We start from the raw sequence: 14,948 nt of genomic DNA on the forward strand, positions 1-14,948 counted from the left end.
ATTAATGCCGTCATCTTTAACCAGTTCGGCTATATCGAGAATGCGGACTTATTCTAATAAAGACCATTCGCCGCCCATTCAAATTTAACAATCGTTGACCCTCGCGTACCCGATTCATTTCCTATAATCCAGACCAATTCCGGGCGTCGGATTAAATCAGCGAGCCGCCCGGTCGTCTTCAACACACTTGGACGAGGTCCTACATGAATCTTTCTCAGCGCCTGGCTGCAGAGGCATTCGGCACGTTCTGGCTGGTGCTGGGCGGATGCGGAAGCGCGGTGCTGGCCGCCGCGTTTCCGGGCCTCGGCATCGGCTTTGCCGGCGTTGCGCTCGCATTCGGCCTGACCGTACTGACGATGGCATTCGCGATCGGACACATTTCGGGCTGCCATCTGAATCCGGCCGTGAGCGTGGGCCTGACCGTCGCCGGCCGCTTTCCGGCACGCGATCTCGCGCCGTACATCGTCGCGCAAGTCGTCGGCGCGACGCTCGGCGCGTTCGTGTTGTATCTGATCGCGACCGGCAAGCCGGGCTTCGACGTCGTCGGCAGCGGCTTTGCGACGAACGGCTTCGGCGAGCGCTCGCCCGGCCATTACTCGCTCGGCGCGGCGTTCATCTGCGAGGTGGTGATGACCGGCTTCTTCCTGTTCGTGATTCTCGGCGCCACCGACAAGCGCGCGCCGGCGGGCTTCGCGCCGATCGCGATCGGCCTGTGCTTGACGCTGATCCACCTGATCTCGATTCCCGTCACGAACACGTCGGTGAACCCGGCCCGCTCGACCGGCCCCGCGCTGTTCGTCGGCGGCGATGCGATCGGCCAGCTGTGGCTGTTCTGGATCGCGCCGATCATCGGCGCGGCGATCGCCGGGATCGTCTACCCACTGGTCGCCGGGCGCGACGATGCCGTCGCGCTCCCCGCATCCGCTCGCACCATCGAATAAATACGCTACGGGGTCACGCGAGCAGAACAGCGAGCCTCACGCTGTCGAACAACATCGAGGCAGGTAATTTGAACGGGCGCCGCTGGCGCCCGTTTTTCATGTCCGTTCAGGACGTGGCGACGCCGTCGAGCGTGTCCTCGAGTGCGAACAGCGTGCGCAGGTGGCGGGCGACGCCTGCGTCGAAGTTGTTGCCGATCCGCGGGATATGCGGCAATTGCGCGATCAGGTCGGGATTCGCGTTGTTCATCATGAATGCATGGCCGGCCGTTTCGAGCAGGTCGATGTCGTTCATGTTGTCGCCGAACGCGACGCAGTGGCCGGCGTCCACACCCAGCCGCGCGAGCACCGTGCGCAGCGCGCGCCCCTTCGACACGTTCGCGGTCATCACTTCGAGGCAATCGGGTAACGAGTACGTGACGTACAACGCATCGCCAAATTGCGCGCGCATCTGTTCGGCAACCACGGCCAGGTCGGCCGGCTCGCCGATGTACAGCACCTTCGCGATGTCCGCGCCATCGTGCGCCAACATGTCGATCACTTCGTACCGGAAGCCGGAATCCTGGTGGAATTCGAGCAGGTGCGGCGCTTCGCGGTCGATCAGCCAGCCGCGGTCGGTGAACAGATTGACGATCACGCGCCCGTGCGCGCCCGTCACGCCTGGCTGGACGAGCCCGCGGACGATCGCGGGATCGATGTCCTGCGCGTGGATCGCCGTATCGTCCGGTGCATGCACGCGCGCGCCGTTCGACGTGATCAGGTACGGCCGGATGCCGAGCACGTCGCGAATGCCGGCGACATCCGCGTAGTGGCGCCCCGTCGCGATCACGAACTGCACGCCGTCGCGGTCGAGCCGGCGGACGGTCTCGATCGTGTACGGATCGAGCTGGTGGTCGCTGTTCAGCAAGGTGCCGTCGAGATCGGTGGCGATGACTTTGTACATGACGAAGGGGCGCGGGCAACGCAGGATGCTGCGGGACAGCCATTTTAACGTCGCGGCCGCACGCGCGCCGGGCGGTTCGAGCGGCTGACGCCGTCAGCCCGCGTCGGCCGCTGCCAATGCCCGCAGCGCGAGCCGCAGCGCGCCATGTGCGGAATCGTCGAGCGGCGCGCGCAGCCGGGCCGCGTGACGGACCGGCACGGCCGGCGCAAGCGCGTCGGCCAGGCCGCCGCACAGCGCGACCGGCAGAACCTGGGCCGGATCGAGCGCGTCGATCATCTTGCCGATCTCGTCGCCGGCCTGCGCGACGAGCCCGGCCGCATACGGATGGTCGCGGTGCGCGATCACGATCGGCGCGAGGCGCGCGTAGGCCGTCTGGTTGGCGTCGCACGACCACTGGACGAGCGCGTCGCGGTCGCCCGCGCCGGTTTCCGCGAGCAGCGCATCGGCGAGCGCGTCGCGCGGCACGCGGCCGTCGAGCGCCTGCTGTGCATACGCGAGCGCGCGCATACCGAGCCACGCGCCGCTCGCCTCGTCGCCGGACGGGAAGCCGAAGCCGCCGGCGATGCGGCAGTCGCCAGCCGCGTCGAGCGCCGCCGCGATGCTGCCGGTGCCGAGCGCAACGATGAGCCCCGGCGCGCCGCCGTGAGCACCGACGACCGTCGTATATGCATCGCTTTCGATCGCGAGCGCACCGAGCGGCGCCTGCGCGCGGAACGCGGCGAGCCAAGCGGCATTGTTGACGCCCGCGAGCCCGCAGCCGAGCGCGCATTGCGACCAGTCGAACGCGAGCCCGGCCCGCGTGAATGCGTCGGCGCACGCCGCGCCGATCGACGCCCATGCGCGCTCGATGCCCAGACCGAGCCCCGACGGGCCGCCGCGCCCCTGCGCGAGCTCGTGCCCGTGGCGGTCTGCCAGCACCGCGCGCGTGCCGGTGCCGCCGCCGTCGATGCCGAGCGCAAAAAGTAATGCCGTCATGCGTAGATCCTGCTGATTCGAATAGGCGCCAAGCTTAACCGCATCGGCGCCGCGCGCCCATCTGCCGTTCGGCCGGCCACCCCGCGAATGGGCGTTCCGTTATGCTGGCACGATCGAAATCGACACTGGAACGAGGCTGACGATGTCGCAGCGGTGCAATTGGGTCAAGACGGAAGCGGACGCTCACTATCACGATACCGAGTGGGGCGTGCCGTCGCATGACGATCGCCACTTGTTCGAAATGCTGATCCTCGAAGGTGCGCAGGCGGGGCTGTCGTGGTCGACGATCCTGAACAAGCGCGACGGGTATCGCGACGCGTTCGCCGGCTTCGACGTCGACATCGTCGCGCGCTTCACGCCCAAGCGCATCGAGAAACTGCTCGAGAATCCGGGCATCGTGCGCAATCGCGCGAAGGTCGAATCCGCAGTGACCAATGCGCGGGCCGTCCAGCGCATTCGCGAGGACCACGGCTCGCTCGCGGAATTCCTGTGGTCGTTCGTCGATTACGCGCCGGTTCAGAATGCGTGGACGTCGTACCGCGACGCGCCCGCGTCGACCGCTCAGTCGGACGCGCTCAGCAAAGCGCTGAAGGTATATGGCTGCAAATTCGTGGGCTCGACGATCTGCTATGCGCTGATGCAGGCAACCGGAATGGTCAACGACCACGAGGTCGGCTGCCCGTGTCACGCGAAATGCGCGGCACTCGGCGGCAAGCAAACGGCACGGCACCGCAAGGCGGGCTGAGGGCAACGCGGCGGCGGGCGGCTGCTCGTGCCGGGAGCCGTACACCTGCGCGCTTCCATGCCGCAGTGTCGCAGTGCCGCACGCAGTCCAAGGTCCGCGGCGCCGGAAGACCGAGGCCGGCGTGCTGCCGAGCCTTCGCGCCGCCCCTGCCTGCACGGACGCGTCGACACGCAGCACATCTTCACATTCGCGCGCCACGCGTGACGCTCCGATACACCGTCAGCCGCCGCCCGCCCGTACGACCACGCTCGCGCGCGCTACACGGCTGGCCGAGCGCCGACACGCCAACGCCGAAAGCGCGTTTCCCGGCCCGGAAAAGCAAAACGGCGGAGCGGCTTCTTTCGAAGCACGCTCCGCCGTTTCGCGGCGAACCGTCAGACGCTCTTAGTGGAGCTTCTTCGGCAGCATCTGGCTGCGCAGGCGCTTGTGCAGGCGCTTGACGGCTGCTGCCTTCTTGCGCTTGCGGACTGCGGTCGGCTTTTCGTAGGACTGGCGTTCGCGCAGTTCAGCGATCAGGCCATTTTTTTCGATAGCACGGCGAAAGCGGCGAATCGCCACTTCGAACGGCTCGTTTTCTTTCAGAAGAATCGTCGTCATGTCGTTCCTAAATTGCTTAAACGGTCAAAAACGTAGCGGCCAAGCGCCACGCACCGGCCATCCGGGCGTCCCCACAACAGGCGAAACGAGCGGAAATACGGCCTCGGAGGCCGGAAAAGAGAGGCGGAAAGCACCGCGAGTACGCTTCACAAGCCGCGTGCAGCGCCGCGTTTGACTGCCAGCAGGAATGCCGCAACGGCATAGGCGTGACAGAAAATCTCAATTCAGCCCGCCATCATATCAGGAAATCACAGACAAAACCATCCTTTTGTCGATCTACGCGCGTCGCCGCACCGCCCGCCGCCGTTCAGACCGGCAGCGAACACGTTCGCTCGGGCCGCCGAAATCGCTGCAACCCGCGTCGGGCGTGGATTTCGCAGCCATCGGCCTCTTCCGTCCCGAATTTCATCGAACATCCCTCTAAAGTTTTCGCCGGGTGCCGCCGTCAACCAGGAAAGGCGGGCAGCGCCACTCGCGATAAAGCGCAACGCCGAAAACGACCCCTGTCTGTACTCAGGCATTTTCCAAAACGAGGAAGCAAATGCTGAACATCAACACCAACATCCTTTCGCTGACGACGCAGACGAACCTGTCGGGCTCGCAAAACGCACTGTCGCAAGCGATCAACCGCCTCTCGTCGGGCAAGCGCGTCAACACCGCAGCCGACGACGCAGCAGGTCTCGCGATCTCGACGACGCAAACGGCGGCGATCAACGCGCTGACGCAAGGCGTTGCGAACGCGAACAACGGTATCTCGATGATCCAGACCGCCGCCGGCGCGCTGCAGTCGACCGTCGACAACCTGCAGCGTATCCGTACGCTGGCAGTCGAAGCTGGCGACGGCTCGCTGGACTCGAACGCACGTGCAAACCTGCAAGCTGAAGTTACGACGCGTCTGGGCGAAATCGACCGCGTCGCAACGCAAACGACGTTCAACGGCCAGACCATCCTGAGCAACGCCGGCAACGTCACGTTCCAGGTCGGCGCATCGGCGAACCAGACCGTTGCCGTCAACTTCGGCGCAACCGTGTGGACGAGCACGGGCGCAGGCCTGAGCCTGAGCGGCCTGACGGTCAGCGACCAGACGAGCGCACAGTCGGCAATCACGGCGATCGACGCAGCACTGAAGAACGTCAACACGTTCCAGGCAACGCTGGGTGCAGCACAGAACACGTTCCAGGCTGCAATCACGACGACGCAAACGCAGGCAACCAACATGAGCGCAGCGCGTTCGCAGATCACCGACGCGGACTTCGCGACGGAAACGGCGAACCTGAGCAAGGCGCAAGTGCTGCAGCAAGCCGGCATCTCGGTGCTCGCGCAAGCGAACTCGCTGCCGCAGCAAGTGCTGAAGCTCCTGCAGTAATCGGGTACACCGGCGCCGGGCGCATCGCCCGCGCACGAGGCGTCGTCCGCGTTGCGGCGCGCGACGACGCCGGTTCGATTCGTCGAACCCGATACGTCAGGGAGGCTCGCCTCCCTGCTTGCATTGAATCCGAAGCACGGCGACCCGCCGGAACGCGCGCCACCGCGCAAACGACTGGAGCACCCGCATGACCACGACGAGCACGAGCACAAGCACGACGGATATCGGCAGCCTTCTGGCGCAGGCCGGGCAATCGATCATCAGCGGCGCGACCAATTCGACGCTCGACGTCAATTCGCTCGTGTCGGCACTGGTCACCGCGAAGACGGCCGGTCAGACACAAACACTCACGACCAAGCAGGCAGCGGACAACACCGAGCTGTCGGCGGTCGGCAAACTGAAATCGGCGCTGTCCGCGCTGCAGACCGCGATCGCCGGTCTCGCGAACGGCACCACGCTGAGCGGTCTCGCGGCGACCGCCAGCGGCAACGGCATTACCGCATCGGTCAAGAGCGGCGGCGGTTCGGTGGCCGGTTCGTACTCGGTCAACGTCACGCAGCTCGCGACCGCGAACAAGCTGTCGTCGGCGGGGCTCACGTCGACCGACGCGATCGCGGGCGGTTCGCTGAGCATCACGCTCGGCACCAACGCAGCATTCAACGTCAACGTCGCGGCCGGCGCATCGCTGTCCGACATCGCGACGTCGATCAATACGACGGCCGGCAACCCGGGGGTCACCGCGTCGGTCATCACCGGCTCCGACGGCCAGCACCTCGTGATCCAGTCGAACAACACGGGCGCGGCCAACCAGGTATCGGTGAGCGGCACCGGCGTAAATGCCAAACTGACGTCGGGTTACACGACCGTGACGCCGGCCGCCGACGCCAAACTGACGGTCGACGGCACGCCGGTCAGCAGCGCATCCAACAGCGTGTCGGGCGTGCTGACGGGCGTCACGCTGAACCTGACGGCCGCTGCGGTGAACACGACCCAGACGGTTACGCTGTCGCCGGACACGACCGCCACGACGAACGCGATCAACGCGTTCGTCAACGCGTACAACAGCTACGTGACGACGTCGCAGTCGCTGTCTTCGTACGATCCGAACACGTCGACGGCCGGCCCGCTGCTCGGCGACTCGATGCTGAACACGATTTCGAACGGCCTCGCCACTGCAATCAGCGGCGGCGTCACGACGGGCAGCCCGAGCAAGACCTATTCGCTCGCGGCGATCGGCATCAACCTGCAGTCCGACGGCACGCTGCAGGTCGACTCGACCGCACTGAATACCGCACTGACGTCGAACAGCCCGGCCGTGGCCGCGCTGTTCAACACGACGAACGGCGTCGGCAAGACCCTCAACACTCTGGTCAACACGTACACGCAGACGAACGGCCTGATCGACCAGCGTACGACGGCGATCAACGCGGACCTGAAGAACCTGTCGGATCAGGCAACGCAGCTGAAGAACTACTCGGACCAGCTGACCGCGCAATACAACGCGCAGTTCACCGCGCTGAACAACCTGATGGCGACGATGGCGAACAACACGAAATACCTGACGCAGTTGTTCGGCGGTTCGAACAGCGCCGGTGCGCTCGCAACCAACAAGTAAGCCGCATTTTCATACGACGGATCCGGACGACGACCATGACGACCGATACGCTGAACCAGGCGCTCCACCTGACCGAGGCGATGCAGACGGCCACCGCGCTGCGCGACTGGGAACGCGTCGCGGCGCTCGCCGACGCGCGCTCGCCGCTGTTGATGGGCCTGTCGCCCGAGCAAACGCCGGAAGCGCTCGACACGATCCGCCGGATCATGGATATCGACGCGTCGATCGCACACGACGCGCAGTCCGATCGCGACCGCCTCGCGCAGCAGTTCACCGAATCGCGCGACCGGATCCGCGCGGCCGGCCTCTATCAGGCGACCGGCATGCTGTAAGCGTTCGAACAACAACGCGCACGCGATCGAGCGTGCGCCGACGTCGCGATGTCTGGCCGCCTTCGGGCGGCCATTTTTTTACGTGGACGAAAAGATGTGGGAATGGGGGAGCGCGCAATCCGCGTCACCGCCGAGCTGCGCGCGCATCATGCCGGCCGGGCAGCGCGAGGCTGCGATGGCGCGAACGCTACCGCGCAGCGGCGGCCGCATCGACCATTTGCGCGAACGCCGCTTCGAGATTGCGCGCAAACCGCTGCGCATCGCATAGCGGCGAGCGCAGCAGCCGCTCGCGCAGCCCCGCCCGCACCTCGGCGACGTGCGGCAAATCCCGGGCGAACGCGGCCGCCTTCGCGACATAGTCGTCGTCGTTGTCGGCAATCCATTCGGGCATCCCGAGCGTGTGCAGGATGCTTTCGCCGATATGCGACAGGAAGCGGTCGCCGCGCCGCGTGATGAACGGTGCGCCCATCCACAGTCCTTCCACGCTCGTCGTCCCGCCCGGGTACGGGAACGGATCGAGCACGATGTCGATGTCGTTGAACGTGCCGAGGTGCTCGAGCCGCGTCGATCCGCCGCGCAGCACCAGCCGCCCGGCGGCGATCCCGTGCGCCGCGAAGCGCGCGGCGACGCTCGCGCGCAGCGCGGCCTCGTCGAGTTGCGCCGATTTCAGCAGCAGCCGCGAACCGGGAACCGCATCCAGCACGCGCGACCACAGCGCGACGACCGCATCGCCGATCTTGTTCGCGTTGTTCAGGCAGCCGAACGTGACGACACGTTCGCGACCGGCCGGCAGCGGGCCGACGTCGAGCGGGAGGTCCGGCGGTGTGAAGCACAGATAGCTGTCCGGCAGCCGCCACGGCCGCTCGACGAAGTGGTGCGCCTCGTTTTCGGGCAATACGTGTCGATCCCCGATCACATAGTCGATCGCGGCGATACCCGTCGTCGCGAAATAGCCGAGCCAGGTCGCCTGCACCGGCGCCGGCTTCCATGCGAACAGCGGCAGCCGGTTCGACGCGGTATGGCCGCTCAGGTCGACCAGCACATCGACGCGGTCGTTCGCGATCAGGTCCGCGGCCGCACGATCGTCAAGCGCGGTGATGTCGCGCCATACCGCGAAGTGGCGTTTGAGCATGGCGGTCGTGTCGTCCTGCACCGACTGCGTCGCATAGGCGAGCGCTTCGACGCGCGACGGATCGAGCGCCGCTACGACGCTCGACAGAAACACCGCGACCGGATGCGACTTCAGGTCGCCGGACACGAATCCGACGCGCAGCACGCGCCCGGCGGCCGGCCGCGGCGCATGCGTACGCGGCGATGCCTGCGCGGCCATTTGCGTGCCGAACGCACGCGCGCGCTCCAGCAGCTGCGCGGGCGACAGCCGGTCGCTGCCGGCCGCGTGAAACATGCTGCCCGAGTGCGCGTTGCGAAACGCGGGATCGACGTCGAGCGCGCGATCATAGCTCGCGAGGCCCGCATCGAGCTGCCACATCGCGCACAGCAGGTCGCCCTCGATCGCATGCATCTGCGCGGTCGGATTCGGCAGAGACAGCGCGATCCGGCAACGGTCGAGCGCGTCGCGCCGCTTGCCTTGCTGCACCAGCGTCTGCGCAAGGTGGAGATGCAGATCGGCCCGATCGGGTGCGGCGGCCAGCGCGCGCTGCAGGCTCGCAGCCGTGCCGTCGAGATCGCCCGCGCGTTCGAGCGCCGCCGCGAGGTGGAGCAGGCAATCGACTTCACCCGATTCCGCCGCGCGGGCAAGGCTTGCGATCGACGCGTCGAGTTCGCCGCGCTCGAACAGCAGTATGCCGAGCGCATGATGCGCGGCGTTCAGCGTCGGTTGCAGCGCGATCGCACGCCGGTAACACGCGATCGCGTCGTCGAGCCGGCGTTGCGCGCGCAGCACGTTGCCACGGTTGAAGCACGCCTGCGCATAGCCGGGATCGAGTGCGATCGCCTTCTCGTACGCACGCGCCGCGGCGTCGAGTTCGCCCTTGTCCTGCAGCGCGTTGCCGAGATTGTTGAAGGCCGGCGCATAGTCGGGGCGCAGCGCGAGCGCGTGCGCGCAGCTCAGCATCGCCGCATCGGCATCGCCCGCGTCGCGCAGCGCGTTGCCGAGGTTGCTGTGCGCCTCCGCGTAGTCGGGCGCGAGCGCGACCGCGCGCCGGTATGCGGCCGTCGCGTCGTCGAGGCGGCCGTGCGCCCGCAGCATGTTGCCGAGGTTGTTCAGGTACACGGGATCGGCGCGCAGCGCGATCGCGCGCTCCATCAGCGCGAGACCGGCCGAAAACTGGCCCAGCTGACACGCGAGCAGCCCGAGGAAATGCGTCGCATCCGGCTGATCGGGCTCGTCGCGACGGATGGCCTCGTACAACGCGCGCGCGTCGTCGAAACGCCCGGCCTCGTGATGCACGAGCGCCGCGTTCAGTCGCTCCGCGACGGCGCCGCTCATGCGCGTGTTCCGTCCGTGTCGCCGGCCACGTAGCGTGCCCACATCCCGTCGAACGCATCCTCGAGATTGCGGGCGAAGCGCGCCGCATCGCACAGCGGCGATGCGAGCGTGCGTTCCCGCAACGTCGCGCGCAGCGCCGCGAGCGCGTCGCGGTCGCTTGCGAACGCGATCGCCTTCGCGAGGTATGCGTCCTCGTCTGCAGCGATCCAGTCGCCCATTCCGGCCGCATGCAGCAGGCTTTCACAGATGTGCGTGACAAAGCGGCCGCCCTTCATCCCGATCACCGGCACGCCCATCCACAGCGCTTCGGCCGTCGTCGTGCCGCCGGGATACGGGAACGGGCTCAGCGCGATGTCGATCCGGTTGTACGCGTCGAAATACTCCGCGCGCGGCGAACCGCCTTCGAGGATCAGACGGTGCGCGCCGATACCATGCCGCGCGAAACGCTCGAGCGTCGCGCGGCTCAGGTCGCTCGCGCCGAGCTCGTGCGCCTTCAGCATCAGCCGCGCATCGGGCAGTGCGTGCAGCAGCCGCGACCACAGCGCGATCACGTCGTCGCTGATCTTGGTGAGCTTGCCGAAACAGCCGAACGTCACGCCGCCGTTGCGTTCCATCGGCAGCGGGCCGACCGCGACGTCGTACGCGGGCGGCGTGAAGCACAGGTAACTATCCGGCAAATGCCACGGCCGTTCGACGAAGTGATGGGCCTCTTCGGCCGGCAACGTGTGCGGGTCGCCGATGAAGTAGTCGATCGCACGGCAGCCCGTCGTCGCGAAAAAGCCGAGCCAGCTCGCCTGAACGGGGGCCGGCCGGTGCGCGAACACGGGCAGCCCGCTCCAGTTCGTGTGGCCGGCGAGATCGACGAGCACGTCGATCTGGTCGTCGTGAATCATCTGCGCGGCCTGCTCGCGATTCAGGCACGTGAGCTTCTTCCAGCTCGCGAAACCCGTCTTCAATCGCGCGGTGACGTCGTCCTCGACGACGAACGTCACGTACGCGTGCGGCTCGATGCGCGTGCGATCGAGATGCGCGAGCACGCTTTCGAGGAAGATCCCGACCGGATGCTGACGCAAGTCGCCGGACACGAAGCCGACCCGCAACGGCCGGCCGCGCGCCTGCCGCGCGCGCTGCTCGCGATCGTGCGGCAGCTGCCGCGCGTCGCGCGCGAGATAGTCGCCGTAGCGCTGCGCGTCGGCAACCCACTCCTCGGGCGCGAACGCAGGCGAGCTCGACATGTTGAACAGCAGCCGCGCATAAGCGCGATGGGGATCGTGCTGGATGGCGTCGCGAAACGCGTCGACCGCCCCGGCGTAATCGCGCTTCGCCCACAGGATGTCGCCGAGCGTCAGCTGGATTTTCGCCGGATCGACGCCGAGCTCTTGTGCGATCCGGTATTCGCTCATCGCTTCATCGAGGCGGTCGAGGCGAAACAGCGCCGCCGCGAGATTGTGGTGCGCGTCGGCGTCATCCGGGTTCAGGTCGATCGCGTGGCGATGGCTGAGCTCGGCGGCCGCCATGCGGTCCAGGTTGTGATACGCGAGGCCGAGGAAGTTGTATGCGTCCGCGAGCGCGGGATCGAGTTCGATCGCGTGGCGGCACAGTCGCATCGATTCCTCGTACTCGCCCTGCTGGCAACGCAGCTCGCCGAGCCGGCACCATGCGGGCGCGTAGCCGGGATCGATCTCGCATGCGCGCTGGAACAGCCGCGCCGCGCCATCGAAATCGTTCATGCTGCGCAGCGATCGGCCGAGCGCGCAATGGCCCTCCGCATCGTCCGGCTCGAGCCCCTCGCGCGCATGCTCGAGCGCGCCGTCGAAATCGTCGGTGGCGCGCAACGCGGCGGCCAGCCCGCGATGCGCGACGCGCAGCGCGGGATTCAGTTCGAGCGCGCGGCGGTAATGCGCGATCGCGTCCGCGTGGCGCTGTTGCGCGCGCAGCACGTTGCCGAGGTTGCTGTGCGCGTCCGCATAGGACGGTTGAAACGCGATCGCCTTGCCGTAGCTCGCGGCGGCGGCATCGAGTTCGCCAAGGTCCTGCAGCACGTTGCCGAGATTGTTGTACGCCTCCGCGTAACCGGGGCGCAGTTCGATCGCGCGCGAGCAGCTCTGCATCGCGGCGGCCGGCTCGCGTGCGTCGCGCAGCGCGTTGCCGAGATTGTTGTGCGCTTCCGGATAGTCCGGGCGCAGCGCGACCGCGTGGCGATAATGCGCGATTGCGTCGTCGAGCCGACCGCATTCGCGCAGCATGTTGCCGAGGTTGTTGAAGTACGACGCGTCGGGCCGCGCGGCCAGCGAGCGCTCCATCAGCGCGAGCCCCGCGTCGTACTGCTTCAGCTGGCAAGCGAGCAGCCCGAGGAAATGCATCGCGTCCGGCTGCCCGGGCTGCGCATGCAGGATCGCGTCGTACAGCGTCTTCGCCTGCGCGAGACGGCCCGCCTGGTGGTGTTCAAGCGCCTGCTGCAACGCGCGTTGGATATCGTTCATGCTGTCTGTGCCGTTTCCGTATAGCGTGTCCACATGCCGACGAAGGCATCTTCGAGATTGCGTGCGAAGCGCGCGGCATCGCACAGCGGCGATGCGAGCATGCGCGTGCGCAACGTCGCGCGCAGCGCGGCAAGACGCACGCCGTCCTGCGCGGCCGCGACCGCCTTCTCGACATAGTCGTCCTCATTGCCTGCGATCCAGTCGGGCATCCCCGCCGCGTGCAGCAGGCTCTCGCAGATGTGCGTGACGAACCGTCCGCCCTTCATCCCGAGCACCGGCACGCCCATCCACAGCGCTTCGGCCGTGGTCGTGCCGCCCGGATACGGGAACGGGCTCAGCGCGACGTCGATCCGGTTGTATGCGCCAAAATACTCGGCGCGCGGCGATGCGCCGTCGAACAGCAGCCGGCTCGCGTCGATCCCGTGCCGCGCGAAACGCGCGACAGTCGCATCGCGCACCGCCGCCTGCTCCAGTTCCCGCGCCTTCAGCAACAGCCGCGCACCGGGCAGCGCGTGCAGCACCCGCGACCACACGCGCACGACGTCGTCGCCCAGCTTCACGAGCTTGCCGAAGCAGCCGAACGTCACGTGGCCGTTCGCGGTCATCGGCAGCGGGCCGATCGCGACGTCATATGCGGGCGGCGTGAAACACAGGTAGCTGTCCGGCAGGCGCCACGGCCGCTCGACGAAGTGATCGGCTTCGTCGGCCGGCAACGTCTTCGCGTCGCCGATGAAATAGTCGATTGCGTCGCTGCCCGTCGACGCGAAGAAACCGAGCCAGCTTGCCTGCACCGGCGCCGGCTTCCAGCCGAACACGGCGAGGCCGCTCGCCTGCGTATGACCGGCGAGATCGACGAGCACGTCGACGCCGTCGTCGTGGATCGTGCGCGCGGCAGCGGCCGCGGTGCACGCCGCGATCGAACGCCAGGCAGCCGCGTGCGGTTTCAGCCGCGCGGTGATTGCGTCCTCCTCCTCCGACGTCACGTACACGTACGGCGCAATGCGCGTGCGATCGAGATGCGCGAACACGCTCTCGAGAAAGATGCCGACCGGATGCTGCCGCAAATCGCCCGACACGAAGCCCACCCGTAGCGGGCGGTGCCGCGCCCGCGCCGCGCGTTCCCGCGGATCGTGCGGGTAGCGCGTCGAACGGGCGGCAATGTGGCGTCCGTAGCGGCGGGCGTCGTTCAGGTAGGCCGCAGGCGATACGCTCGCCGATGCGGCCGCGGCGAACAGCAGGCGGCCGAGCACGTCGGCCGCTTCGTCGCTCGCGTCGTCGAGCACGAGCGCCAGCGCGTCGCGATAGGCGGGCACTGCGGCGTCGACGTTGCCCTGCGCGCGCAGGATGTCGCCGAGATTCACGTACATCGACACGGTCGGGCGGCCGGCCGCGAGCGCTTGCCGGCAATACGCGAGTGCTTCGTCGAGTTGCTCGCGCTTGAGCAGCACGACCGACAGGTTGTGACAGGCGCCGCTGTCGGCGGGGTTCAGTTCGAGCGCGGTGCGGTAGCACGCTTGCGCAGCCGCGAGATCGCCGAGCCCGTGGTAGGCATTGCCCGCCTGGTTGTGTGCGTCGGCCAGGCCGGGCGCGATCCGGATCGCGTCGAGCGCGTGCGCGAGCGCTTCCGCATAGCGCGCCTGACGGCGGCGCACGCCGCTCAGGTTCGCATGTGCGGCGGCCATCGATGCATCGAGCGCGATCGCGCGTGCGTAATGCTCGGCGGCCCCGTCGAGGTCGCCCGCGTCGCGGAGCACGCCGGCATAGTTGTTATGCAGCGCCGCGTCGCCGGATTCCGCCGCGGCGGCACGCAGCACGCTCGCGGCTTGCGCCAGTTCGCCGAGTGCCCACAACGACAAGCCGAGACCGTGAGATGCGGCAGCCAACGCGGGATTCAGTTCGAGCGCGCGGCGGTAATGCGCGATCGCGTCCGCGTGGCGCTGTTGCGCGCGCAGCACGTTGCCGAGGTTGCTGTGCGCGTCCGCATAAGACGGCTGAAACGCGATCGCCTTGCCATAGCTCGCGGCGGCGGCATCGAGTTCGCCAAGATCCTGCAGCGCGTTGCCGAGATTGTTGTACGCCTCCGCGTAACCGGGGCGCAGCTCGATCGCGCACGCGCAGCTCTGCATCGCGGCGGCCGGCTCGCGTGCGTCGCGCAGCGCGTTGCCGAGATTGTTGTGCGCTTCCGGATAGTCCGGGCGCAGCGCGACCGCGCGGCGATAATGCGCGATCGCATCGTCGAGCCGACCGCATTCGCGCAGCATGTTGCCGAGGTTGTTGAAGTACGACGCGTCGGGCCGCGCGGCCAGCGAGCGCTCCATCAGCGCGAGGCCCGCGTCGTACTGCTTCAGCTGGCAAGCGAGCAGCCCGAGGAAATGCATCGCGTCCGGCTGCCCGGGCTGCGCATGCAGGATCGCGTCGTACAGCGTCTTCGCCTGCGCGAGACGGCCCGCCTGATGATGCGCGAGCGCGTCGCGCAACTGCAGTTCAATCGGCTCCATTGCGCGC

General features: G+C 67.4%; 11 protein-coding genes. 5 read left to right on the top strand and 6 right to left on the bottom strand.

Features of this window, described 5'->3' with window-relative positions:
- The first annotated feature begins 203 nt into the window (after positions 1-203).
- Entirely contained in the window at positions 204-941 is a 738-nt protein-coding gene (gene aqpZ, locus WK25_RS01495) for an aquaporin Z (protein WP_069240848.1), read from the top strand.
- A gap of 106 nt (positions 942-1,047) precedes the next feature.
- Here aqpZ and WK25_RS01500 read toward each other — a convergent pair whose 3' ends face one another.
- Together WK25_RS01500 and WK25_RS01505 are read right to left on the bottom strand one after the other, a co-directional pair.
- Positions 1,048-1,881, bottom strand: a complete 834-nt coding sequence (locus WK25_RS01500) for a Cof-type HAD-IIB family hydrolase (RefSeq protein WP_069240849.1) — start codon at positions 1,879-1,881, stop codon at positions 1,048-1,050.
- A gap of 93 nt (positions 1,882-1,974) precedes the next feature.
- Positions 1,975-2,856, bottom strand: a complete 882-nt coding sequence (locus tag WK25_RS01505) for a BadF/BadG/BcrA/BcrD ATPase family protein (protein ID WP_069240850.1) — start codon at positions 2,854-2,856, stop codon at positions 1,975-1,977.
- Between the two features lie 142 nt (positions 2,857-2,998).
- On the opposite strand from WK25_RS01505, the gene WK25_RS01510 reads away from it, so the two are divergent.
- Entirely contained in the window at positions 2,999-3,601 is a 603-nt protein-coding gene (locus tag WK25_RS01510) for a DNA-3-methyladenine glycosylase I (protein WP_040142878.1), read from the top strand.
- A gap of 384 nt (positions 3,602-3,985) precedes the next feature.
- Here WK25_RS01510 and rpsU read toward each other — a convergent pair whose 3' ends face one another.
- Complete coding sequence (rpsU, locus tag WK25_RS01515) at positions 3,986-4,198, bottom strand: 30S ribosomal protein S21 (RefSeq protein WP_006401410.1); 213 nt, start codon at positions 4,196-4,198, stop codon at positions 3,986-3,988.
- Between the two features lie 541 nt (positions 4,199-4,739).
- Between rpsU and WK25_RS01520 the strand changes: the two genes are divergently transcribed.
- The 3 genes from WK25_RS01520 (at position 4,740) to WK25_RS01530 (ending at position 7,511) form a co-directional block, all read left to right on the top strand.
- Positions 4,740-5,564 carry a flagellin domain-containing protein gene (locus tag WK25_RS01520; protein ID WP_040142876.1) on the top strand — a complete coding sequence of 275 codons (825 nt, stop codon included), beginning with the start codon at positions 4,740-4,742 and terminating at the stop codon, positions 5,562-5,564.
- Between the two features lie 187 nt (positions 5,565-5,751).
- On the top strand, positions 5,752-7,179 hold the full coding sequence (fliD, locus tag WK25_RS01525) for a flagellar filament capping protein FliD (RefSeq protein ID WP_069240851.1): 1,428 nt from the start codon (positions 5,752-5,754) through the stop codon (positions 7,177-7,179).
- Positions 7,180-7,214: 35 nt separating this feature from the next.
- The gene (locus WK25_RS01530) at positions 7,215-7,511 is read left to right on the top strand and encodes a flagellar protein FliT (protein WP_040142872.1); all 297 of its coding nucleotides are present in this window, start codon (positions 7,215-7,217) and stop codon (positions 7,509-7,511) included.
- A 187-nt stretch (positions 7,512-7,698) separates the two neighbouring features.
- Here WK25_RS01530 and WK25_RS01535 read toward each other — a convergent pair whose 3' ends face one another.
- From WK25_RS01535 to WK25_RS01545, 3 genes are read right to left on the bottom strand one after another with little or no spacing between them, the layout of a single operon-like run.
- Entirely contained in the window at positions 7,699-9,960 is a 2,262-nt protein-coding gene (locus tag WK25_RS01535) for a tetratricopeptide repeat protein (RefSeq protein ID WP_069240852.1), read from the bottom strand.
- Positions 9,957-12,443, bottom strand: coding sequence for a tetratricopeptide repeat protein (locus tag WK25_RS01540; protein WP_059548039.1), 2,487 nt, complete (start codon positions 12,441-12,443; stop codon positions 9,957-9,959). The genes WK25_RS01535 and WK25_RS01540 overlap by 4 nt, the downstream gene beginning before the upstream one ends.
- The gene (locus tag WK25_RS01545; RefSeq protein ID WP_069240853.1) at positions 12,440-14,941 is read right to left on the bottom strand and encodes a tetratricopeptide repeat protein; all 2,502 of its coding nucleotides are present in this window, start codon (positions 14,939-14,941) and stop codon (positions 12,440-12,442) included. The genes WK25_RS01540 and WK25_RS01545 overlap by 4 nt, the downstream gene beginning before the upstream one ends.
- Positions 14,942-14,948 lie beyond the last annotated feature (7 nt).

Origin of the sequence: Burkholderia latens (genome assembly GCF_001718795.1) — a bacterium.
Taxonomy (GTDB): Bacteria; Pseudomonadota; Gammaproteobacteria; order Burkholderiales; family Burkholderiaceae; genus Burkholderia; species Burkholderia latens_A.

Coding starts and splice junctions, on each gene's coding strand:
- WK25_RS01540 (WP_059548039.1), bottom strand. CDS start 12,443: ATGAACGATATCCAACGCGCGTTGCAGCAGGCGCTTGAACACCACCAG.
- WK25_RS01530 (WP_040142872.1), top strand. CDS start 7,215: ATGACGACCGATACGCTGAACCAGGCGCTCCACCTGACCGAGGCGATG.
- WK25_RS01520 (WP_040142876.1), top strand. CDS start 4,740: ATGCTGAACATCAACACCAACATCCTTTCGCTGACGACGCAGACGAAC.
- WK25_RS01505 (WP_069240850.1), bottom strand. CDS start 2,856: ATGACGGCATTACTTTTTGCGCTCGGCATCGACGGCGGCGGCACCGGC.
- rpsU (WP_006401410.1), bottom strand. CDS start 4,198: ATGACGACGATTCTTCTGAAAGAAAACGAGCCGTTCGAAGTGGCGATT.
- WK25_RS01535 (WP_069240852.1), bottom strand. CDS start 9,960: ATGAGCGGCGCCGTCGCGGAGCGACTGAACGCGGCGCTCGTGCATCAC.
- fliD (WP_069240851.1), top strand. CDS start 5,752: ATGACCACGACGAGCACGAGCACAAGCACGACGGATATCGGCAGCCTT.
- WK25_RS01500 (WP_069240849.1), bottom strand. CDS start 1,881: ATGTACAAAGTCATCGCCACCGATCTCGACGGCACCTTGCTGAACAGC.
- WK25_RS01545 (WP_069240853.1), bottom strand. CDS start 14,941: ATGGAGCCGATTGAACTGCAGTTGCGCGACGCGCTCGCGCATCATCAG.
- WK25_RS01510 (WP_040142878.1), top strand. CDS start 2,999: ATGTCGCAGCGGTGCAATTGGGTCAAGACGGAAGCGGACGCTCACTAT.
- aqpZ (WP_069240848.1), top strand. CDS start 204: ATGAATCTTTCTCAGCGCCTGGCTGCAGAGGCATTCGGCACGTTCTGG.